Origin of the sequence: Leptolyngbya sp. AN02str (genome assembly GCF_050565595.1) — a bacterium.
Taxonomy (GTDB): Bacteria; Cyanobacteriota; Cyanobacteriia; order Elainellales; family Elainellaceae; genus Kaiparowitsia.
Map to the genome: position 1 here is coordinate 148,060 of NZ_JBNXVR010000001.1, position 20,956 is coordinate 169,015.

Genomic DNA, 20,956 nt, shown 5'->3' on the forward strand with positions numbered 1-20,956 from the left:
ATTGTATTCCCATAGATTGACTCATGGGTTCACGCTGGATGGCCACCGATTTCAAACGGAACGGCGGGTTACTGGCGAATGAGCTGAGGTGATGCCACAGCAGCACGCACTTCGTCCAATTTTTTAAGCGGTTGCCCCTGATGGAGCAGGTCTTCAACTTGAGCGATCGCCTCGGTTAGAGTATTTGCCTGACCACATCTCCATAGAAAAAAGCCAGCATTCCATAAAATAGACTGGCGCAATTCCGATGGTTCATTTCGCAACACACTGCGCATCAAAGATGCCGCCATATCTGGGGCTTCTAGCCCAACATTTTTGCCTGCAAAACCAAACTCATGGGGATGAAGGTGCAGCCGCTCAAAGCCTGCCCCAGAGGCCAAGCCAATAATGGCTGTGCGCTCCCGTGGCAAATCACAGCTACCTTCTAATCCTTTAACCGTTGTGAAGTGATGCGTGCCTCGCAGCTCAAAAGCGCGGCGTACCATACCTTCAGTCGGGGGATGCACAAATCCCACCACCTGATGGGCCTCACCAGCGTAGGGTGCCCAGGCTAGCTCCAAGGTTGCCAGGGGAGGCCGCTTACCAATTTGCTCCCGATAGGGCACCAAACCCTGAGCCAACGGAAAGTGCATGGGTAAATAGACAAATCCGATGCCGGTAGACTCCAGGACTCGCTGCACATGCGTTAGCGAGCAAGTAGACCAGTCTATATCCAGGTGTTGCCACAGGTCGATGAGGGGAGTACCTTCCTTGGTGGGCATGCGATCGCCCCCGTGCAAAATGACGGGACAGCCCACCGACGCCAAAATTAGCGCTGTTACCAAACTAAGAGGAAAGGTGCGATCGCGCCCGTCGTAGGGAATGCCAAACACCGTAACTGGCCAGCGCGATGCGATGGGCTGAAGCTGCGGCCCCAGCTCTGCATAAGCATCGAGCATGCCCGCCAGCTCATCTCCAGTAGGGCGTTTGATGCGGTGAGCAATCATAAACGCGCCAATTTGCGCTGGTGTTGCCTCTTGTAGCAACATCATCCGCATAGCATCGGCAGATTCTTCTTGGCTCAGGTTTTGGCTGGTATGCGGGCCACTGCCAACCTTTCGCAATAAATCTCGAAATCGGTTACTCATGCGCCAATCTCACGGGCCAGCGATGGGGTGTCTTCAATAGTTTGCCCTAGCAGTGGGGCAGCCGCCTGCGCAAAGTGCTGCAAAATCAAGTCGTGAAACTTGCGAATGGGAGGAATTTCGAGGCGATCGCTCGTTGTAACCATGACGACTCGACGACTGAGCGGCGGATCCCCTAACGCATTGTCTGACGTTGCTACCTGACGAATCGTTAGAGTTGAATCATTGTATGCGTCAATGAGAGATGACTCAGGCAAAAGCGCCACCATTTCGCCTTGCCGCACCACGCCACAAAAAGCATCCGGCGTGTTGAGTTCTAGGGCAGCCTTCAGCACCGTACCCCGCCGAGCAAACTGCTCTTGCACAATCCGCTGCATGCCGTAGCCATCTTTAAAGACAACTTGAGGATAACGCGCCAACTCCTCCCAGGGAACTTGAGTATAGTGCGCCAGAGGATGCTGTGCCGCAATCAGCAGCTTGATAGGCTCATCGTAAAGCGTTTCTACGACCATGTCAGGACTGGTCACCATAAAGCGGTTATGCATCACAATCGCTAAGTCAACCAGGCCGTCTTTCAGCACCTTGAGGGCGCGATCGCTCCCTAGTGCAGTCACTCGCAGCTGTACATCCGGGTAAATGGAGCAAAACTCTTGCAGCACAGGAGGCAAATGATAGGCACACAAAGAATGAATTGCGGCCACACAAAGTTCGGGCTGCTTGCCAGCCCGTAGCTCATTCAGCTCGGTGGTAGCGGCCTGCCACTCTTGGCAAATTTTGCGAGCTCGCGGCAACAGGCGATCGCCCGCTACCGTTAGCTTCGCCTGAGCATTGCGATGAAACAGCGTCATTTCCAGATCACTTTCCAATGCCTGAATTTGTCGGCTAATGGTTGATTGAGTCACACTGCACCGCTGAGCAGCCTTTTGAAAGCTCCCCGTTTCTGCAACTGCCAGAAATGCTTGCAATTGTTCCAGGCGCATTCTTTAAATCTCTACGGCCTTACTGAATGTTCATGACCTTAACGAATTTGCCAGCTCTGCGCGGTAGATTCCGATACAGCCTTTGGGCCAATCTGGGATGGTGTATTCCCCATACCAACACGGGAAAACGCAGCATGATTGACCGATCTGGACTGTGGAGTAGGGTTCAAATTCTTGGAGCCAAGGGCGGTTTCTGCATCAGTTCACTCAATGAGCGAACCCGATGAATAACATCGTTAACGTTCCAGGAGTACCGACAAACGTTCGCAAGACATGAGCCGACAGGAAAGTTGTGGTTTCGTCAACGCTTCTCAAGTACCACGTGGATTGAATTCAACTTTTCAGTTTAAGGATAAATTAAATTCGCGAAACTTAGCACCTTTCATTGATTTCCCTAGTCGTTCCTAGCCATTAAGCCTCCTGGCTGGGTAGCCCTTGACGTCTGAATCGTCGTGTAGCAGAACCGTACAGCATTTAGGCATAAGGTTCATGAAGCGTTTGATGCCTTTTTTCCAATTGCCGCTCAGATAGCCTCTCATCGGTCGTGGCTCTGGCATCTTGCGGCTGTAGTCAGAGCCTTACGTCTCAATTGCTACCAAGTACCTCGACATCATGAAAAACCAGATCCTAAACCCTGTGCTGACCGCAGTGCGGGCGACACAGGGTTTTAGGGTTGGATGCTTCATCATGGCTGGATTATTTACTCCATCCCATCTCATATGAGCTGAGGTTCATTCTTTAGTCTTCAAGAGTTTTGGGTTTAACCCCAGGAGGTATGCCACACATTACAAAATCGTCTAAAGCTTAAAAGCTCCATTTCACAAGCATTTTCGGCGATCGCCCTATCTAGCCTACTTTGATTTTTCCATCCTTCCTGTAGGATCAACTCTAGACATTGAGCACACATGGTTCATGCCATCACTCAGGTCAATTGAGTCAACCTGGTGCAACCCCATCGTTGGCCCCTGCGTCAGGAGTGTTATTGACAAGCAACGGTCATCTTCATGGATCGATGGAATAGCGGCTTAACGCTCTTTTTTAGCCTGCTGGTGGAAGCGTTTCCCTTTTTGCTGTTGGGAGTGACGTTTTCCAGCGTGCTGCTGTTTTTTATAGACGAGCGCAGGCTCATTCAGCTCATTCCCAAGCACCCCATGCTGGGTGCGCTGATCGGCAGCATGATCGGCTTTTTGTTTCCGGTATGCGAGTGTGGCAACGTGCCCGTGGCGCGGCGGTTGCTGGTACAGGGAGCGCCCACATCGACAGCAATTGGGTTTTTGCTAGCAGCCCCAACGGTGAACCCAATTGTGTTTTGGGCCACGTGGACGGCTTTTCGTGATCAGCCCGAAATCGTGTTTATGCGCATTGGATTTTCTCTATTTATTGCCACGATTGTTGGTTGGGTATTTAGCAGCCAAAAAGATGTGCGTCCTTTGCTAAACCCAGCCGTGGCCCGGGCCATGCCCAAGGTGGAGCGGCGATCGCCCGCTGAGGCAACCTCTCCTCTCTTGCAGTCGGGCACCTTTTTGATTGGGCAACCCGGCAAAACCTACCAACTGGATGGAAGCTTGCTGCAATCCGTTGCCATTGGCGAAAATCCTGTGCTGTCAAAATCCTGGCGCGATCGCTTGCGCCTGGTCATGGAAAATATCATTTTGGAACTGCGGGAGTTGGGCGGCATTCTCATCCTGGGGACAGCGATCGCCTCACTGGTGCAGGTGGCCATTCCGCGCGACTTGGTGCTCAGTTTGGGGCAAGGCCCTATCAGCTCTATTGTGGTCATGATGTTTTTGGCGTGGATTGTGTCGATTTGCTCAACAGTCGATGCCTTCTTCGCGCTCTCGTTTGCATCGACCTTTACCACAGGGTCACTACTGGCCTTTTTGGTCTTCGGGCCAATGATCGACCTAAAGAATCTTGCTCTACTCACATCAGTCTTTCGCACACGAGCGATCGCGTATCTCTTCATCTTGGCGGGGCAGCTAGCCTTTTTGCTAGCGCTACTGGTCAACTTGTATTGGGGCTAGGCCTTGGCCGTACCCAAGTTTGGGATGAGCAGCCAAACCCAAACATGGAGTCACATCTTCCGCGAAAATCAGCGGCCTTCACGCAAACCAGCGACCTTCGTCCTCTTCAATCCAATTCATTGACTCACTCACTTCAGTGTTTTCCACCCTATGGCTCGACGACGTAAATCTGCCCCTCGGCAACTTTCTGAACGGTTTTTGACGTGGTTGGATACTGCTGCATTGATGGCTTGGGGAGTCTTGCTCCTCCGTTTCTGGATCACTGGACGCATCAATATTCTTCTGCATCCTGACTATGTATGGCTGGCCGTACTAGCGGGTATTTGCCTAGTCGGCATCGCAGGAGCAAAAGCACTCCAACTTTTGAACCATAAACGTCGTGCTATGCAGCAAGCCAGCTCTATGCAGCACTTTAGCCTATTGCCCAAGGGCTGGAGCAGTGGACTCATGCTGGTGGTAGCCCTGTTTGGGCTGCAATACTCTCCTCAGGCGTTTGCAAGCCAAGTTGCCCTAGAGCGCGGGGTCGCCGAAACATTAACCATGACGCGATCGCAACCCCAATCGTTTCGGGGGGGAACTCGGCCCGAAGATCGCAGTCTCATTGACTGGGTGCGCACCCTCAACGTCTATCCCGAACCCGATGCCTACACGGGGCAGGCTGCCAATATTGAAGGGTTTGTTATTCACTCCACCGAGCTACCCGATCAATATCTAATGCTGGCGCGGTTTGTGATTACCTGCTGTGCCGCCGACGTTTACCCCGTTGCGCTCCCTGTCAAGCTCTCGGCATCGCGAACCGAGTACCCACCCGATCGGTGGTTTCGGGTCGAAGGCCGCATGATTACCGAAACCCTAAACGAGGAGCGGCAGCTCGTCATCGAAGCCACAAATCTCGTGCCCATTGAAGAACCTGAAAATCCCTACGATTACTAAAAAATGGCTTAGGTTTGTATAGAAAAGCGTAACAGCGTCTTATTTCTACCCAAACGGATCTAAACCTAAAGAGTAAGGATTGCATCTTGAAAAATGAAGTTGACGGCCAATGGGTAGGCAAATCCAGGGTTAGACAAAGGAAACGAGGATTCAGCAGGGTGCCTATCCATTTGCTGCGGATCTTGGCGAAGGGGGCTTTGGCATGCCCTCTAAGGGCAGCTTATACTGTTTTCGTAGAGGCGATTTAGGCCTATCCTGCCGTCTTTGCAAAACAACCTTGACGGCTGCTTGAGTTCGGGCTGGTTCATACACATTGCTCAGTATCTCGTGCACTGATGAAATCTTTTCGACAACTCATTCAGCAGGTTCATTCTTGGCATCGGGCACATGTGCCAGGGCAAAGTTCTCAACGTTCCGCCACGGCTAGCAGCCACGGTGCCAACTCCACTGCTCTATCAAAAGTGTCGAAAGTGCGAAAGCATTGCCATAATTTGGCTTGCTTAGCAGGCACCTATTTCCCCGCGCAGCGGTTGCTAGAGCCAATTAGCCATCGCAAGACGCCTCATCCACCTCGCTGGTCTTCCAAGGCGGTGTTTGTTTTGGCGGTGTTTACCCTAACCAGCACAATTGGGTACCGTCTCTACAATGAGCCGCAACTCGCGGTTGGTCGGGCTGCACCGCGAACGCTAAGAGCGCCCACATCGGCTACCGTTTTGGATGTTGAAAGCACAGAGAAGCAGCGCAGCGATGCGCGCTTGGGAGCTGTGCAGGTGCTCAAATTAGATGAGTCTGTCAATCAAACGATCTATCAGTCCATCCAGCGATATTTAGATGAGGGCGATCGCGTTCGTTTGCAGGCTGGCACCTTTCCCTTTTTCTCGACAGCGGTGCTATCCACAACCAGCCAGCGCTATGTGCGGCAGGCCCCTGAGGATGAATGGGAGATGGTGGTCAAAGCGGTTGAAGGAGAGCGATCGCTCGTTGGCGAAGCCGAGAACGATCGCAACCGTGCATCCTCCACGTCTCGCCTTACAGGAGCCCAATCCTCGTTTGAGCTGGCCATCTTAGAACTGCAAAACTACCGCCGCAGCGTTTCAGCCGACGATTACTCAGTACTCAAGCAAATTATCGTTCGGGCGCGCCAAAACTACGCCCGAGCCAGCGCCATGCTGAGCGATACAGCCGACGACTCAGTGCAGAGCTTCTACACTCCAGAGCTATTGTCCCTTTCGGATACAGAGTGGATGGAAGTTCGCGTCAAGGTGCGCCGCATTTTAGAACGCATGCTGGCTCAGGGAATTCCGCCCGGTTTGCCCGAAAGCCTGCTCAGCAATGCTGTACGCACCCACACCGTCACAGAGCTTTCCTCCGATCGCACCACACCCCTCGTCAACGAAATTCTGATGGCGTCGCTTGAGCCCAACTTGGTGCATGATCCCGAACAAACCCGACAACAGGCCGAACAAGCCGCCCGTGCCGTCAAAGAGGTGATGGTCGAAATTCGCCGAGGAGAGATCATCGTCGAGGCTGGACAACCCATTACTCAGCGCGAGTTTGTGCTGTTGGATCACTTTGGCATGAGCCAACGACAAATTAACTGGGCTGGGCTTGTGGGCTTTGCAATTTTGGTCAGCGGTGGCATGGCGATCGTTCTATTGGTTGAACGGCGATTCCATCCTGGCTTGCGCCGCCGCGACTATGTTTTGGTCACGCTGCTAACGATTACAACTCCGCTGCTGGTGTCGCTGGGTGTTCCGGCCACGAGTCTGCCAGTCGTAGGGCTGCTGGTGGGTAGTTTTTATGGCTCGGCCTTGGGTGTAACGGTGGTCTCGCTCCTGAGCGTGGTGCTGCCCATTGGGATGGAAATTGGTCTTCAGCACTTGGCGGCCAGTGCCGTAGCTAGCGTGCTGGGAGCCTATATGGCAGGGCAGTTGCGATCGCGCGAAGAATTGGCTCTCCTTGGCGGAGCTGTTGGCCTCACGCAAGCGGCGGTCTACCTGCTGCTTAGCCTCATCATCACGCCTTGGTCGCCCTCGGTGCTCTATGCCATTCTTTCTGCATCAGCGGTACAGGGCTTTATGGGGTTGGTGTGGAGTGTCATTGCCTTGGGCATTAGCCCATATTTGGAGCAGTTGTTCGATCTCGTCACTCCAGTCCGCTTGGCCGAGTTGGCCAATCCCAACCGTCCTCTCCTAAAGCGGCTTGCCGCCGAAACACCAGGCACCTTTCAGCACACCTTGTTTGTCTCCACCCTGGCCGAGGCAGCAGCGCGGGCACTGGGTTGTAATGTTGAGCTGGTGCGCGCCGGAACGCTCTATCACGACATTGGCAAAATGCACGACCCGCTAGGCTTTATCGAAAATCAGATGGGCGGGCCAAACAAACATGATGTGATTGACGATCCCTGGAGGAGCGCCAGCATTATCAAACAACATGTGACGACGGGCTTGGTCATGGCTCGCCGTTATCGCCTGCCCAAAGCCATTCAGGCATTCATCCCTGAGCATCAGGGCACTATGTTTATCACATATTTTTACCATCAGGCCCTGGAACGGGCCAAAGCGAATCCAGCTCTACAAGTAAGTGAAGTGGATTTTCGCTACGATGGCCCCACTCCGCAATCGCGAGAAACCGGGCTCGTGATGTTGGCAGATTCCTGCGAGGCGGCGCTGCGATCGCTCAAAGATGCCACCCCAAAAGAAGCATTAATTATGGTGAACCGGATTTTGCGAGCCCGCTGGCAAGACAATCAATTGGTTGATTCGGGCCTCACCCGCGACGAAATGCCGCGCATTGCAGAAGTGTTTGTCAAAGTGTGGCAGGATTACAACCACCAACGCATTGCCTATCCCAAGGCTGTCATGTTGCCCCCTACGCCTTCCTTTACGAATTGACACAAGGGCTAATTGACACACGCTCTGTTTGGCTATTCCAAGAACGGAAAGGTTTCGCATCCAATCACCGGAAGGTTTCGTGTTTAACTTGCCCCTAGGATAAAGAAAAGCGCGATCGCCCGCTGCCTCTCCACTAAAATTGAAAATAAACTGGGCTGAGTGGTGCACGTTTAATCAAGGGTGCCGAAGGGTTACCAAACCCGAACGTTTACACAACCTTTGGGCTAATGGTTCACCAGGTTGCACAATGCTCCTGCATCAAACTCAGCCTCAGCCTGTACACCGTGGAAAGGATAAAACGCGATCGCCATGATTGAGACGACCGATCTCAAACGCAATATTGAACTGCTGTCTGAGCGCCTGGGACATACCCAGGACTATCTTTGACGTTCCTGCACTAACCGCCAAAGTGAGCGATCTAGAACAGCTTGCCGCTCAGCCCGAATTTTGGGACGACCAAACCAATGCTCAAAGAACCATGCAAGAGCTGAATGAGTTGAAATCTCATTTGGAGCAATTGGAGCAGTGGAAAGCCAACATCGAAGATGCCAAAGCAGTTGTTGAGCTGCTAGAGCTGGAATCTGACGAAGCACTGTTGCAGGAAGCCTACGACAACCTGATGCAGTTATCCCGTGCGCTCGATCAGTGGGAGCTACAGCAGCTTCTGTCTGGGCCATACGATGCCGATGGAGCCGTGCTCACCATCAACGCTGGTGCCGGAGGCACCGACGCCCAAGACTGGGCAGAAATGCTGCTGCGCATGTACACTCGCTGGGCCGAAAACCAGGGCTACAAGGTGCGGATGGCCGAATTATCCGAAGGAGACGAGGCGGGCATTAAATCGGCCACGCTAGAAATTGAGGGCCGCTATGCCTATGGCTACCTCAAGGTGGAAAAAGGCACCCATCGCCTTGTGCGCATCTCTCCTTTCAATGCCAATGGCAAACGCCAAACCAGCTTTGCTGGGGTAGAAGTCATGCCGATTTTGGATGAATCGGTTGAGCTAGACTTACCCGAAAAAGATATCGAAATTACCACCATGCGCTCTGGCGGCAAGGGTGGACAAAACGTGAACAAAGTGGAAACTGGTGTGCTGGTGCGGCACCTACCCACGGGCATTTTGGTGCGCTGTACCGAAGAGCGATCGCAGCTACAAAACAAAGAAAAAGCCCTGGCTCGACTGAAAGCAAAACTATTAGTCATTGCCCAAGAGCAGCGCGCCAAAGAAATTGCCGACATTCGGGGAGATATGGTGGAAGCCGCCTGGGGCAACCAAATTCGCAACTATGTGTTCCACCCATACCAACTGGTCAAAGACCTGCGCACCAACGTGGAAACCACCGACATTACCGGCATTATGGATGGGGACTTGGCAGCCTTTATTGAAGCGTGTCTCCGCCAAGAAAACCAAATGGTAGAAGCTACAACGGTGTAGCAGCTAGCCTCGGCCTCGTTGGATTGAATATCCGTTTACCCTTCACAAAATTTGTCTGAGATCGTCCATGAGCAATCCTTCACCCCACTCCCAACCTGCGGCTAACACAAGCGACACCACAGCCAACCAGGAACCGATGCCCATGCCAACCGCCGAGCCACCGCCCAGCTATGTCAAGCTGGCCATGCGCAATATGGTAAAAAAGGGAGGGAAGTCGTTGTACCACTTCGCTCTCACCACGGTTGGACTGCTGGCTCTATTGGTGGGTCTTGCCTATCTCACCCATTAGGGCAGCGGCATCCCCCATGTTGTTTGAGATGTTTTCGGGCAAATCCCTGTAAGATTCCCTCTAAACAAACCGGGTTTGCTCGAATATGAGGCCTTGGGCCTAGCTCTTTTGATGGCGACTATATGGCTGTTCTCATCCAGGTTGATGTTGATGTGCAAACTAGCGAGCCTCTCGCCACGCCCGGCGAAGGTTCATTGGCGATCGCCCATTGGCAAAATGCGGTGCAAGCCGCCCCATGGGAAACGTGGTTTGCCGAATGGTTGCAAGCTTTAGAGCCAACGCTATCGCCCATTGGACAGTACGAACTTAGCCTACAGATCACCACTGATGCTGAGATTCAAGCGCTGAATGCGCAGTACCGTGCCAAAGACCAGCCCACCGATGTACTCGCCTTTGCCGCATTGGAAACCAATACCCCTCTACCAGAGGAAATGTTGGCTGAGATTCCTCTGTATTTGGGTGATATTGTAATTTCGGTGGAGACGGCTGAACGACAAGCCCAAGAGCGATCGCACCGTTTGCTGGAAGAGCTGGCATGGCTAGCCAGTCACGGCTTGCTACATTTGCTGGGGTGGGATCATCCTGATGAGCCTAGCTTGCTCAGCATGTTGCAGCAGCAAAGTCTTCTTTTGCAGCGAGTTGGGCTATCCATTCAATATGATTAACCAGACAGATCGATCGCACGAATTGGGCAAACTGTAGCAAGAAGCGCTGTTTTCCAACTCACGCGAGATTACAAACGACTCAAGGGACACAATTGATTCATCGTCATTCCGGCACGTTGAACTTTTAATTTTGAGTCGACACCGAATATCGTTGTTGATAAGTGCTTTCCTCTGTCCTGTTCTTATACCATGTGGTGTGTGTATGCCTCAGCAGCTTTCAACCCAGTCTTCTTCTCAGTCAGGGAAGGTTGCAAAACCCGATCGAGAGCTTGCGTGGCAGGTTGCTTCTAGTCTGACCAGCAGTTTTAGGTATGCATGGGCAGGGTTGAGCTATGCGTTTCAAACCCAGCGCAATTTTCGAATTCACTTGGTCGTGGGCACACTGGCGATCGCCCTCAGCTTTTATCTTCAACTCAGCCGCATCGAAGTTGCCGTGATTGGCCTCACCATTGGCGCAGTGCTCACCATGGAGTTGTTGAATACCGCCCTGGAATCGGTTGTTGACCTCACCGTCAAGCAAACCTATCACGAGCTAGCCAAAACCGCAAAAGACTGCGCCGCTGGAGCCGTGCTTGTATCCGCATTTGCGGCTATTTTAGTGGCAGGCTCCCTCATCCTACCGCCACTGGTTGAGCGCCTGCATCAAATCACTCAAGCCCACGGTTGAGGCATTTCCCTTTACTGTAGGGCATAGGCCTATTCCCATTCGTTGGGTTTTCATTTTTTCTTGCCATGATTCTCGTCATCGATAATTACGACAGCTTTACCTACAACTTGGTGCAATATTTGGGGGAGCTGGGCAGCGAGCTTCCGATTGCCAGCGATATCCGCGTTTACCGCAACGATCAGATCACGCTAGAAGAGATTCGCCAGCTCCAGCCCGATGCGATTGTGATTTCTCCGGGGCCGGGCCGTCCAGAAGATGCTGGAATTTCCACCACGGTAATTCGCGAGTTAGGCCCATCCATTCCACTGCTTGGCGTGTGCTTGGGGCATCAGGGCATTGGTCAGGTGTTTGGCGGCACGGTCACCTCGGCCCCCGAACTCATGCATGGCAAAACGTCGCCCATTCACCACAGCAATGTGGGCGTTTTTACAGGCATTGAAAATCCGATGCTGGCGACGCGGTACCATAGCCTGGTTATCGATCGCGCAACCTGTCCTAATATTCTGGAAATTACAGCCTGGGTGGATGATGGCACCATTATGGGAGTGCGCCACCGGAACTATCCACACCTACAAGGCGTCCAGTTTCATCCAGAGAGCATTTTAACCACGGCTGGTAAACAACTGCTGCGCAACTTCTTGGTAACCGCTAGCCAATGTGCTGCTGTGTCTGCTTAACTGCGATCGCACAAAGAAGGAACCAAATCGCTGTAAGCTAAAAGGTGCCCAGTTTTGGAGCGACCTCAGCCTTGCCGTGGATGGATGCTCTGGTGGCGATCGCCCGATGCAGGCAAATGCTGTCAGGCAGCGTGAGCGCCACATTTGGCCCATGCTGCACCGCAAGTCTGCCAGGGTTGGCATAGTTCCAACTTGGGGGGTGCGCCATTCACCAACCAACAAGCCACTGTTCGTGAAACGACGTGTTGAGGAGCCTATGAAGCGACGACATTTTTTGTATGCAGGAGCTGGCCTTGCCGCATCCCTCACAGCGGGTGCGATCGCCCAGCCGGGTCAAGCCCAAACCGCAGTCTCCATCCAGTATTTGGGGCATTCCTGCTTTTTGTTTTCGGGGGATGGCCGTCGTATTTTGGTCAATCCATTTCGGCCCATTGGGTGCACCGCAGGCTACCGCCGTCCCAACGTTTCTGCCGATATTGTCATGATTAGCAGCCGCCTGTTTGACGAGGGCTCCGTCGAAGGGCTACCCGGCAACCCCCGCCTACTGTCCGAGCCCGGCGCATACAACATTGGCAACCTCAACGTACAAGGCATTCGCACCGCTCACGATCGAAACGGTGGCCGTCGCTTTGGCGTCAACGTTGTGTGGAAATGGACCATGGGCGGCATGAACATTGCCCATATGGGCGGTGCAGCCGCACCCATTGATGTAGAGCAACAAATTTTGATTGGTCGGCCCGATGTGCTCTTGGTTCCTGTTGGAGGCGGCCCCAAAGCCTACACCCCCGACGAGGCTCGTCAAGCCATTCAAACCCTCAACCCACGCATCGTCATTCCTACCCAATTCCGCACATCGGCAGCCGATGCCAATGCCTGCGATATTCAACCCTTGGATGACTTTTTAACGGTGATGTCGGGCACCCCAGTTCAGCAGCGCGGCAGTTCCTTTTCGCTCAGTCGCTCCAGCTTGCCCAACAGCGGCCTCCGAATTGACGTTATGAGCTATAGCTAGATTGGGATTGGGAGCGGTACAGTGAGGTAACGGCTACGGTTCTTAGCGGCGGGATCTTCTCACCCAAAAACCAGCCTTTGCGTTCATCTTTCACGCCTACCTACCTATGCGAGTAACCGAATTTGCCCGTCGTCGCGATCAGTTGATGGCCCAGTTGGGCAAGGGTGCTGCGGTGTTTCGCAGCGCACCGCTTGCAGTCATGCACAACGATGTGGAATACAACTTTCGGCAAGATAGCGATTTCTTTTACTTGACTGGGTTCGATGAAACCGATGCTGTGGCGGTGCTGGCCCCGCACCATGACGAGCATCGGTTTGTGCTATTTGTGCAACCCAAAGACCCAGATAAGGAAACCTGGACGGGCTATCGGGTTGGGGTAGACGCTGCCAAAGAGCAGTTCGGGGCTGATGTGGTGTACTCCATTGATGAGTTGGATGAGAAGCTACCGCAGTATCTCACCAAAGCCGATCGCATTTTTTATCGGCTAGGGCGCGATCGCGCATTCAACGACAAAATGTTGCAATTATGGCAACGGTTCATGGCCATGTATCCCCGACGTGGCGTTGGGCCAACTGCGATCGCCGATCCAGCCCCTCTGCTCCACGCCATGCGGCAAATCAAAAGTGACCACGAGCTTGAGCAAATGCGCATTGCCGCCAAGATTGCCGCAGAAGCACACAACCGAGCCATGGCCTTTGCCAAACCGGGCCGCTACGAATACGAAGTGCAAGCCGAAATTGAACACACATTCCGGCTCAATGGCGCCAGTGGCCCAGCCTACCCATCCATCGTGGCGTCGGGACCAAATGCCTGCATCCTGCACTACACCGAAAACACTCGGAAAATGCATGACCACGATTTGCTGCTCATTGATGCGGGCTGCGCCTATGGATACTACAACTCCGACATTACCCGCACGTTTCCCATTAACGGCAAATTTACGCCTGAGCAAAAAGCCCTTTACGAGATTGTGCTGGAGGCCCAACTAAAGGCGATCGCCCAAGTTCAGCCCGGAAACCCCTACAGCCAAATTCACGATGCGGCGGTAGAAGTCATCGTCGATGGCTTAATGGATCTGGGTTTGCTCAAGGGCAGCAAAGAGGAAATCATTAAAGAGCAACACTACAAGCCCTTTTACATGCACCGCACCGGCCACTGGCTAGGGCTAGATGTGCATGATGTGGGGGTATACCAGCACGACGAAACTCCCCATACACTGGAGCCAGGACAAATTACCACCGTAGAGCCAGGAATTTACATCAAGCCCGACTTCAAGCCTGCCGAAGGTCAGCCCAACGTGCCCGAACAGTGGATTGGCATTGGCATTCGGATTGAAGATGACGTGCTGGTTACTTCCAATGGCTACGAAAACTTGACTGAAGCCGTCCCCAAGGCGATCGCCGACTTGGAACGCTAATCCTTGGAACACGAATCCAATATCAGCTTCAGTAAAGGATCTTTAGCCGATTCAAAGCTCACGCGAATCCAATACGAAACCGCAAACCAAGCTACACACAAGAGCAATCTCACATCGAGGTCTGGTGCTACCAGACCTCGATGTGCATGCATCATTCGCGCAGCGCATACCGCCCAAAGCTTAAAGGTCGGCCATATAGCTATCATCTACGCTCACCAAAGGTTCCAGGTTTGCGGCGTTGCAGTACGCATCCACAACCACCCGAGCCTTCCCAATTTTGCGAATGGTCTGATTCTCAATCCACATCGCTCGATTGCATAGCTTAGCAACCAAATGTACCGAATGGCTAACGAGCACCATCGTCACACCAGTGCGCTTAAATTCACGAATTTTGGCAATGCACTTTTGGCGAAACCGGATATCTCCTACGCTCAACACTTCGTCAATCAACAAAATTTCAGGATCAAGGTGAGCCACAACCGAAAATCCCAAACGCGCTAACATGCCGCTGGAATAGACCCGAATTGGGCGATCGACAAATTCACCAAGACCGCTAAATTCAACGATTTCTGCCATCCTGGCCTGCACTTCACGCCGGGTTAAGCCCATCAAAATACCATTCAATAAAATATTTTCTCGACCCGACAGATCGGTGTGAAAACCAGCCCCCAACGACAACAGCGGAGAAACCCGTCCTCGCACAATCACTCGGCCCGTCGTAGGTTTAATCACACCCGCAATCAGCCCTAGCGTTGTGCTTTTGCCAGCTCCATTGTGGCCAATCACACCAAACTGTTCTCCGCGCCTCACCTCAAATGAAATACCGCGCAGAGCCTCATAGCGAATTTGGCGCAGAGTTTTGAAATTGTGCGGAAAGTTAAATAACAAGTGCTTAACCCCACGCACCTGGTCGTAAAGGGGATAGGACTTGCTAACCGACTCAAATTGAATAATGGACTCACTCATACCACTTCTGCAAACCGATGCTCGAGCCGTCGATAGATCCACACACCCACACCCGCAAAAAGCACAGCGTATCCCAAGCTCAGAGCTACGTACATCCCATTCAAGCGACCGTCAACGAGCAAGTGCCGCCAGTTGATCATCAACGAAGCAACCGGGTTGAGATACACCAAAGCACTGAACTGTTGAGGAATCAAGTCTTCGGTAAACACAATTGGCGTAAAAAAGAAGGTGAACTGAGTCAAGATGCTAGCGATGGGCTCGATATCGCGTACAAATAGATTGAGCGAGGAGAGCGTCAAAGCAATGCCGTACAGCAGCATGAATTGAATCCCCATTTGCAGCGGTAGGCCAAGAATCCAACCCCAATAAGGCGCTTTTTGGTAGACCATCAGCAACCCTACGATGATTGGCAAGCAAAAGCAAAAATGCACAGCGTGGTTGAGCAATACCGATAGCGGAATAATGTAGCGTGGAAAATTCACTTTTTTAATAATGGAAGCGCGCGATACAAATACGCTGGAGGCCGAGTTCACGGAGTTGGCAAACCACTGCCAGGGGAAAAGGCCCGCCAACAACACCAAGGGGTATGCTTCAATCTGAACCCGCATGATGACTTTGAAGGCAAAGAAGTATACCAAGGCAAACGCCAGAGGATTGCCAACCGACCAGAGGTAGCCCAGAACATTGTTCTTATAACGGACTTTGATTTCCTTTTGCAGCAGAATGAGCAGCAAATCCCGATAGTTTTCTAATCGGCGATGCTGATTTGCACTTGGAGTTGCGGGAGAGATCTCATGCATGGGCAGAACACAGTACCAAGTTAGGGCCGACAACGGTAGGACTGACGCTGTTGGGTTATGTTTTGTGACATTGTCCACAAAACATAACCCAAAAACCGCAAGATTCTGCACGAAGCACGTCAGTTCTGCTCGTTCTAGCAAGCTGTCTATAGTCAACTTGCTGCTGGCCTGCTCAATACGTCTGTATGACGTGTGGTTGGCTTGGCTGAGGTCATCCTGTTGGCTGAAATTGCAGCACAAAGGACCACTTTTATGGTTGAGTGTTATCCGCATCGGCTGGTGTGGTAAATTCCTCAAACCTTGAAGGGTTACTGCGGGGCTGGGATGGTTGAGCTTGTTGTTTCGGAAATCCTGTCGACAGAGTTTAATCTTTGAAACCAGGGCTTAATAACTCTAGGGCGAACCCAGTTGTTTTTTGTCCATCTAGAAGCACCCCCAAATTTTAGGACTTTGCATGGGTGCATCAGTTCTGAGCGAAATGGTTGGAGCATGAATTGATAGTTGCGTATGAAGGTTGCGGTTGTTCATGAATGGTTGGTTACCTATGCGGGCTCCGAAAAAGTTTGTGAGCAATTGTTGCTCATGTTTCCGGAGGCTGAGCTGTATAGTCTGGTTGAGTTTTTGGACGATGAGCTACGGTTTTTTCTGCATGAGCGATCGCCCCGCACGTCCTTTTTGCAACACCTTCCCTTTGCCAAACGCCACTTTCGAGCTTATTTGCCGCTAATGCCACTGGCTATCGAACAGTTTGATCTGTCAGATTATGACCTAGTGCTATCGAGCCATCACGCCGTAACGAAAGGGGTGATTACCCGACCCGATCAGCTCCACATCAGCTATGTGCATACACCCATGCGCTACGCCTGGGAGATGCAGCAGCAATATTTGCAAGGTGCCAACTTGAAACGCGGCATTCGGGCGATCGCCGCCTCCGCCATTTTGCATTACTTGCGCATGTGGGATGTGGCCACCGCCAACCGTGTCGATCATTACCTTGCCAATTCCCGCTTCGTGGCTCAGCGCATTTGGAAAACCTACCGACGCAAGGCAACTGTAGTCTATCCACCCGTGGCGATCGATCGGTTTCAAGCGCGATCGGTACGTGATGATTTTTACCTCACCATATCCCGATTTGTACCTTATAAGCGCGTAGATCTAACCGTGCAAGCCTTTACCCGACTAGGGCTACCCCTCGTTGTGATTGGCGATGGGCCAACCCGGGAGCAAGTAACCAGCCAGGGCAGCTCAAACGTCGTATTTCTGGCTCCCCAATCCGATGCCGTAATTGAAGACTACCTGCAGCGATGCAAAGCATTCGTCTATCCCGCTGAAGAAGACTTTGGCATTACCCTAGTTGAGGCACAAGCTGCAGGAGCTCCCGTCATCGCCTACGGCAAAGGTGGTGCCGCTGAAACCGTCATTTCTGGAAAAACAGGCATCTTATTTAACGAGCAAACCGTAGACAGCATGGTATCCGCCATTCAACAGTTTGAAGACGGCCAATTCACCTTTCAGCTGGAGGATCTGCGCCAGCAGGCAGAGCGGTTTTCCCCCGATCGCTTTCGGCAAGAACTTTCTCAACTAATTGATCAGAAGTTTGCACAATTTCGGGCAGGGGATGCCATACATTAGTAGCGTGAGGAGTATAAATCCACGAATGCAGCTTAATCGCGCACTTGGTCCAACCTGGTCTGCCCTAAGCATTTCAACGCGCTCTGTACCAACCATGATGAGCATGATTGGGGCTGACTTGTTGGCACTTAGCGTGGCAGGGGTGCTCAGCGTTTACATTCGCCTATTTTTTGACGGGCAGTTTCAGCCATCGTTATATTGGCAACTGCTACCGCTGATGGGGTTGTTTATTGTCACCTATGCTTTGGCAGGGCTATACCCAGGGGTCGCCATGAGTCCGGTCGATGAGCTGCGCCGGGTCACCCTTTCAACCAGCCTGGTTTATTTTTTGCTGGGCTCCACTATCTTTTTGCGGCGCGAGGGAGAGGTATACTCGCGGGGCATTTTTTTGATGGTATGGCTGCTGTCCATTGTGCTGATTTTGGCGGGGCGAACCCTGGTTCGGCACTACTTGGCACCGCGCAAGTGGTGGGGCTATCCGGTGATTGTGCTGGGAGCTGGCAAAACGGGTGATATGGTGATTCGCACGCTGCAAAGCCGCCCCCGAATTGGTCTGAAGCCAGTGCTGGTGCTGGATGATGATTCAAATAAGCATGGTTTACTGCATGGGGTGCCGGTTGCGGGTGGGGTTGAACTGGCCCCAAGTTTGGCACAGGCAAGGCAAATTCCCTATGCAATTGTGGCGATGCCAGGAGTTCCGCGCGATCGCCTCTTGCAGTTACTGGAACGCTATGGCCAAACATTTGCCCACCTGTTGATCATCCCCGACTTGTTTGGGTTTTCAAGCCTCTGGGTCGATGCCAAGGATATGGGCGGCATTTTGGGGCTAGAAGTACGGCAACAGTTGCTGCTCCCCGGGCCAAAACTCGTCAAATTCTTGATCGATCGCCTAATTACCCTGGTTGGCGGCTTACTAGTACTGCCCCTATTCGTTGTCATTGCAGTATTGATTCGATTTGATTCGCCTGGGCCTATTTTTTATGGGCAGACTCGCATTGGGCAAGATGGCATGCCGTTCAAGGCCTGGAAGTTTCGCTCCATGGTCAAACATGCCGATCGCGCCCTGTACAACTATTTAGAGCTCCATCCCGAATTACAGCAGGATTGGGTCACCAACCAAAAACTACGGGATGATCCGCGTGTTACCCGAGTAGGCCGTTTTTTGCGACAGACGAGTTTGGACGAGCTGCCCCAACTCTGGAATATTTTGCGTGGAGAGATGAGCTTGGTTGGCCCTCGCCCGATTGTGGCGGATGAAATTGAGCGGTACGGCGATAAATTTTCGCTTTACACCAAGGTAACTCCTGGCTTAACTGGGCTTTGGCAAGTATCTGGGCGCAACAATTTGTCCTACGCAGAGCGGGTGAATTTAGATGCCTATTACGTTAGAAACTGGTCAGTATGGTTGGATATCTATATTTTGATGCGCACGATTTGGGTCGTGCTCACAGGTGAAGGGGCGTACTAAGTGACAGCAGAAAAAGCGATGGGTACGTCGTCCTGGCTATTTAGGGTCTTCCGGTTAGGGCTAGCGACGATTCCCTATGTCTCGTATGTGGGGATGGCTGGAGTTGGGGCCGCGTTGATTGGGTTGCTGGCAACGTATCGTCGATCGGGATTGAATCGACTCACCCATCGGAGTTTGCTGGTGCTGTCAGGGTTGATGGTTCTAAGTAGTGCGATCGCCTATAACCGGGGCGAGGCTTTTTTGCAGCTGGCCAACTTTTTGCCGTATTTTGTCTTGTTTGCTATGCTGCCCTTTTTGCTGCCCACGCTATGGCACTTTGAGCGCATTGCGCGGGATATGGTGCTCACGATGTTGCCCATCAACCTGTTGGGGATTGTGGAGTACTGGCTTAAGTCGCCTCGGGTGCCGTTTGCTCTACAGGCCACACCCTTCGTGCAATGGCTCCAGTCTGCACCGCACAAGGGGCGCGCCATGGTGTTCTTTGACCATCCGAATGTGTATGCCAGCTACTTAGTGCCCATTTTTGGGTTGGGGTTGGGGTTGCTGTGGCAAGAACTGGTGTCACGCGATCGCAAGCCCTGGACTTGGAGTTGGAAATCGCCTGGTCTTTGGGTCTTGTTGGCAACGGTGTCTTGTCTACCTGGTATTTTTGCCTCGGGTTCCCGCAACGGTCTTGTGGTTGCGATTGGGCAGATGGTGGTGTTTTTGGTGCTGCTATTGCTCAACCGCGCCAGCAAACGGGCCATGCTGGGCGGCATCTTGGGCATTGTGGCCATCATTGGTAGTGCAGCACTCTTGGGGATTGGCGGGCGATCGCTCTCTCCAGCAACATGGGCTAATGATCCTCGAGTCAACATTTGGCGTATTGCCCTCGATCTCATCCGCGATCGCCCGCTCTTTGGCTGGGGGTTGGGAAATTACAAAATCGTGTACCAAACACGAGACTTTGATCCAGCATGGCCAAACATTTTCCATCCTCACAACATGTGGCTGCTGCTAGGCTCAGAGGCGGGCCTCATCATCACCATTGGCCTATCCGCACTCGTTGGGTACTTCTGCTATCGAGCGGTGATGGCAATGCTCGTTCAACCAGCCACATCCCCCTCGGCAGCCATCATGCTGGGCTACCTCTTTGGCGTGGGCGGTTGCTTCGCCTATGCCCTGTTTGATGTCACGTTTTACGATGTGCGAGTCAATTTGCTGAACTGGCTGCTGCTGGCAGGGCTCTACCACTTTGGCCAAAGCAAGCAAGCGCAACGGGAACCCTGAGAGCGATCGCATCCACGAGCGATCCCCATGATCTGATAGCGAGTGCATCCCTACGGGCAACCTAGGGTTAGCAGTGCTGTGCGTCGCCCCGTGCCCAGTGCACCTTGGCGAATCGCATCCTGCCCTTCTATCCGCATTAGGACAATAGTCTATGAAACTACGGGCACATCATGGCATAACCTCGCTGCTCACGCCTCAAGTTGTAGTGATGACTTGCTTAGGAGTGGGTATGGCATCCTCAGCGATCGCCCAAATGCCCGTCTCGTCTCAGATGGGTTCTGAAGCGGCGATCGCCCAATCGTCCCCAATTCTGCTGCAAAGACAAGGGGTGTTGGAACCCGGAGATAGCATCTTAGAGAGCGATGGCAGCCTGTACGATACTTACTTTTTGAATGGTCGTGCTGGTCAGCAAATTATGATCAGCCTTGAGAGCGACGAGTTTGATACCTATCTCGCCATTTTGACACCCGACGGAGCAGTGCTAGCCGAGAATGATGATGCGGATGACACCAATTCATTTCTAGAGGTAACACTGCCAAGCTCAGGCGAGTATCAACTAATCATCAATGGCTACGATAGCAACAGCCAAGGGTGGTACACAGTCACCGTTAGCGAGGTAGAGGGCTAGGCGTTCTACCGCTTGTTTTACCAGTTAGCGTCAGTTTAGGTTAAGGGCTTTTCTGACAGAAAAGCCCATTTTTGTG

At 52.5% G+C, this 20,956-nt stretch carries 19 protein-coding genes; 14 read left to right on the forward strand and 5 right to left on the reverse strand.

Annotated elements, in window-relative coordinates:
• Positions 1-68: 68 nt before the first annotated feature.
• Together ACQ4M4_RS00625 and ACQ4M4_RS00630 are read right to left on the reverse strand one after the other, a co-directional pair.
• A complete protein-coding gene (locus ACQ4M4_RS00625; protein WP_430682504.1) occupies positions 69-1,127 on the reverse strand; it encodes an anthranilate phosphoribosyltransferase family protein in 1,059 nt (352 codons plus the stop codon).
• Positions 1,124-2,104 (reverse strand): LysR family transcriptional regulator, encoded by a 981-nt coding sequence (locus tag ACQ4M4_RS00630; RefSeq protein WP_430682505.1) that lies wholly within the window; start codon positions 2,102-2,104, stop codon positions 1,124-1,126. The genes ACQ4M4_RS00625 and ACQ4M4_RS00630 overlap by 4 nt, the downstream gene beginning before the upstream one ends.
• A gap of 1,004 nt (positions 2,105-3,108) precedes the next feature.
• Between ACQ4M4_RS00630 and ACQ4M4_RS00635 the strand changes: the two genes are divergently transcribed.
• From ACQ4M4_RS00635 to ACQ4M4_RS00670, 8 genes are all read left to right on the forward strand, one after another.
• Positions 3,109-4,128: a permease gene (locus ACQ4M4_RS00635; protein ID WP_430682506.1), complete on the forward strand. Its 1,020-nt coding sequence runs from the start codon at positions 3,109-3,111 to the stop codon at positions 4,126-4,128.
• A gap of 150 nt (positions 4,129-4,278) precedes the next feature.
• Positions 4,279-5,061: a TIGR03943 family putative permease subunit gene (locus tag ACQ4M4_RS00640; RefSeq protein ID WP_430682507.1), complete on the forward strand. Its 783-nt coding sequence runs from the start codon at positions 4,279-4,281 to the stop codon at positions 5,059-5,061.
• A gap of 335 nt (positions 5,062-5,396) precedes the next feature.
• Positions 5,397-7,955, forward strand: coding sequence for an HD family phosphohydrolase (locus tag ACQ4M4_RS00645; protein WP_430682508.1), 2,559 nt, complete (start codon positions 5,397-5,399; stop codon positions 7,953-7,955).
• 309 nt (positions 7,956-8,264) lie between these two features.
• Positions 8,265-9,390 (forward strand): peptide chain release factor 2 gene (prfB, locus tag ACQ4M4_RS00650; RefSeq protein WP_430682509.1). Its coding sequence is split into 2 segments (ribosomal slippage): positions 8,265-8,339 and positions 8,341-9,390, totalling 1,125 coding nucleotides; the frame shifts between segments, so codons are not numbered across the junction.
• A gap of 67 nt (positions 9,391-9,457) precedes the next feature.
• Positions 9,458-9,679 carry a DUF3285 domain-containing protein gene (locus tag ACQ4M4_RS00655; protein ID WP_430682510.1) on the forward strand — a complete coding sequence of 74 codons (222 nt, stop codon included), beginning with the start codon at positions 9,458-9,460 and terminating at the stop codon, positions 9,677-9,679.
• Positions 9,680-9,801: 122 nt separating this feature from the next.
• On the forward strand, positions 9,802-10,344 hold the full coding sequence (ybeY, locus tag ACQ4M4_RS00660) for an rRNA maturation RNase YbeY (protein ID WP_430682511.1): 543 nt from the start codon (positions 9,802-9,804) through the stop codon (positions 10,342-10,344).
• Between the two features lie 202 nt (positions 10,345-10,546).
• Positions 10,547-11,011, forward strand: a complete 465-nt coding sequence (locus tag ACQ4M4_RS00665) for a diacylglycerol kinase family protein (RefSeq protein ID WP_430682512.1) — start codon at positions 10,547-10,549, stop codon at positions 11,009-11,011.
• A 65-nt stretch (positions 11,012-11,076) separates the two neighbouring features.
• A complete protein-coding gene (locus ACQ4M4_RS00670; protein WP_430682513.1) occupies positions 11,077-11,688 on the forward strand; it encodes an anthranilate synthase component II in 612 nt (203 codons plus the stop codon).
• A gap of 37 nt (positions 11,689-11,725) precedes the next feature.
• Here the strand turns inward: ACQ4M4_RS00670 and ACQ4M4_RS00675 are convergent, their stop codons facing one another.
• The gene (locus tag ACQ4M4_RS00675) at positions 11,726-11,896 is read right to left on the reverse strand and encodes a hypothetical protein (RefSeq protein ID WP_430682514.1); all 171 of its coding nucleotides are present in this window, start codon (positions 11,894-11,896) and stop codon (positions 11,726-11,728) included.
• Between the two features lie 48 nt (positions 11,897-11,944).
• On the opposite strand from ACQ4M4_RS00675, the gene ACQ4M4_RS00680 reads away from it, so the two are divergent.
• Together ACQ4M4_RS00680 and ACQ4M4_RS00685 are read left to right on the forward strand one after the other, a co-directional pair.
• Positions 11,945-12,700 (forward strand): MBL fold metallo-hydrolase, encoded by a 756-nt coding sequence (locus ACQ4M4_RS00680; protein ID WP_430682515.1) that lies wholly within the window; start codon positions 11,945-11,947, stop codon positions 12,698-12,700.
• A 106-nt stretch (positions 12,701-12,806) separates the two neighbouring features.
• The gene (locus ACQ4M4_RS00685) at positions 12,807-14,117 is read left to right on the forward strand and encodes an aminopeptidase P N-terminal domain-containing protein (RefSeq protein WP_430682516.1); all 1,311 of its coding nucleotides are present in this window, start codon (positions 12,807-12,809) and stop codon (positions 14,115-14,117) included.
• A gap of 180 nt (positions 14,118-14,297) precedes the next feature.
• On the opposite strand, the gene ACQ4M4_RS00690 is transcribed toward ACQ4M4_RS00685, so the two are convergent.
• Positions 14,298-15,083 carry an ABC transporter ATP-binding protein gene (locus ACQ4M4_RS00690; protein WP_430682517.1) on the reverse strand — a complete coding sequence of 262 codons (786 nt, stop codon included), beginning with the start codon at positions 15,081-15,083 and terminating at the stop codon, positions 14,298-14,300.
• The gene (locus ACQ4M4_RS00695) at positions 15,080-15,883 is read right to left on the reverse strand and encodes an ABC transporter permease (RefSeq protein WP_430682518.1); all 804 of its coding nucleotides are present in this window, start codon (positions 15,881-15,883) and stop codon (positions 15,080-15,082) included. Before ACQ4M4_RS00695 ends, ACQ4M4_RS00690 begins: the two co-directional genes overlap by 4 nt.
• Positions 15,884-16,390: 507 nt before the next feature.
• Between ACQ4M4_RS00695 and ACQ4M4_RS00700 the strand changes: the two genes are divergently transcribed.
• The 4 genes from ACQ4M4_RS00700 to ACQ4M4_RS00715 all read left to right on the forward strand — a co-directional run bounded on the left by ACQ4M4_RS00700 (position 16,391) and on the right by ACQ4M4_RS00715 (position 20,880).
• A complete protein-coding gene (locus ACQ4M4_RS00700; protein WP_430682519.1) occupies positions 16,391-17,515 on the forward strand; it encodes a glycosyltransferase family 4 protein in 1,125 nt (374 codons plus the stop codon).
• Between the two features lie 94 nt (positions 17,516-17,609).
• On the forward strand, positions 17,610-18,983 hold the full coding sequence (wbaP, locus tag ACQ4M4_RS00705) for an undecaprenyl-phosphate galactose phosphotransferase WbaP (RefSeq protein ID WP_430682520.1): 1,374 nt from the start codon (positions 17,610-17,612) through the stop codon (positions 18,981-18,983).
• Positions 18,984-20,252: an O-antigen ligase family protein gene (locus ACQ4M4_RS00710; protein WP_430682521.1), complete on the forward strand. Its 1,269-nt coding sequence runs from the start codon at positions 18,984-18,986 to the stop codon at positions 20,250-20,252.
• Positions 20,253-20,403: 151 nt separating this feature from the next.
• Positions 20,404-20,880, forward strand: a complete 477-nt coding sequence (locus tag ACQ4M4_RS00715; protein WP_430682522.1) for a PPC domain-containing protein — start codon at positions 20,404-20,406, stop codon at positions 20,878-20,880.
• The last annotated feature ends 76 nt before the right edge of the window (positions 20,881-20,956 follow it).

Bases quoted from the DNA above. Each gene is read 5' to 3' on its own strand.
- ACQ4M4_RS00670 (WP_430682513.1), top strand. From the start codon at position 11,077: ATGATTCTCGTCATCGATAATTACGACAGCTTTACCTACAACTTGGTG.
- ACQ4M4_RS00680 (WP_430682515.1), top strand. From the start codon at position 11,945: ATGAAGCGACGACATTTTTTGTATGCAGGAGCTGGCCTTGCCGCATCC.
- ACQ4M4_RS00640 (WP_430682507.1), top strand. From the start codon at position 4,279: ATGGCTCGACGACGTAAATCTGCCCCTCGGCAACTTTCTGAACGGTTT.
- ACQ4M4_RS00635 (WP_430682506.1), top strand. From the start codon at position 3,109: ATGGATCGATGGAATAGCGGCTTAACGCTCTTTTTTAGCCTGCTGGTG.
- ACQ4M4_RS00695 (WP_430682518.1), bottom strand. From the start codon at position 15,883: ATGCATGAGATCTCTCCCGCAACTCCAAGTGCAAATCAGCATCGCCGA.
- ACQ4M4_RS00715 (WP_430682522.1), top strand. From the start codon at position 20,404: ATGAAACTACGGGCACATCATGGCATAACCTCGCTGCTCACGCCTCAA.
- ACQ4M4_RS00665 (WP_430682512.1), top strand. From the start codon at position 10,547: ATGCCTCAGCAGCTTTCAACCCAGTCTTCTTCTCAGTCAGGGAAGGTT.
- ACQ4M4_RS00675 (WP_430682514.1), bottom strand. From the start codon at position 11,896: ATGGCGCACCCCCCAAGTTGGAACTATGCCAACCCTGGCAGACTTGCG.
- ACQ4M4_RS00645 (WP_430682508.1), top strand. From the start codon at position 5,397: ATGAAATCTTTTCGACAACTCATTCAGCAGGTTCATTCTTGGCATCGG.
- ACQ4M4_RS00630 (WP_430682505.1), bottom strand. From the start codon at position 2,104: ATGCGCCTGGAACAATTGCAAGCATTTCTGGCAGTTGCAGAAACGGGG.
- ACQ4M4_RS00685 (WP_430682516.1), top strand. From the start codon at position 12,807: ATGCGAGTAACCGAATTTGCCCGTCGTCGCGATCAGTTGATGGCCCAG.
- ACQ4M4_RS00700 (WP_430682519.1), top strand. From the start codon at position 16,391: ATGAAGGTTGCGGTTGTTCATGAATGGTTGGTTACCTATGCGGGCTCC.
- wbaP (WP_430682520.1), top strand. From the start codon at position 17,610: ATGATGAGCATGATTGGGGCTGACTTGTTGGCACTTAGCGTGGCAGGG.
- ACQ4M4_RS00655 (WP_430682510.1), top strand. From the start codon at position 9,458: ATGAGCAATCCTTCACCCCACTCCCAACCTGCGGCTAACACAAGCGAC.
- ACQ4M4_RS00625 (WP_430682504.1), bottom strand. From the start codon at position 1,127: ATGAGTAACCGATTTCGAGATTTATTGCGAAAGGTTGGCAGTGGCCCG.
- ybeY (WP_430682511.1), top strand. From the start codon at position 9,802: ATGGCTGTTCTCATCCAGGTTGATGTTGATGTGCAAACTAGCGAGCCT.
- ACQ4M4_RS00690 (WP_430682517.1), bottom strand. From the start codon at position 15,083: ATGAGTGAGTCCATTATTCAATTTGAGTCGGTTAGCAAGTCCTATCCC.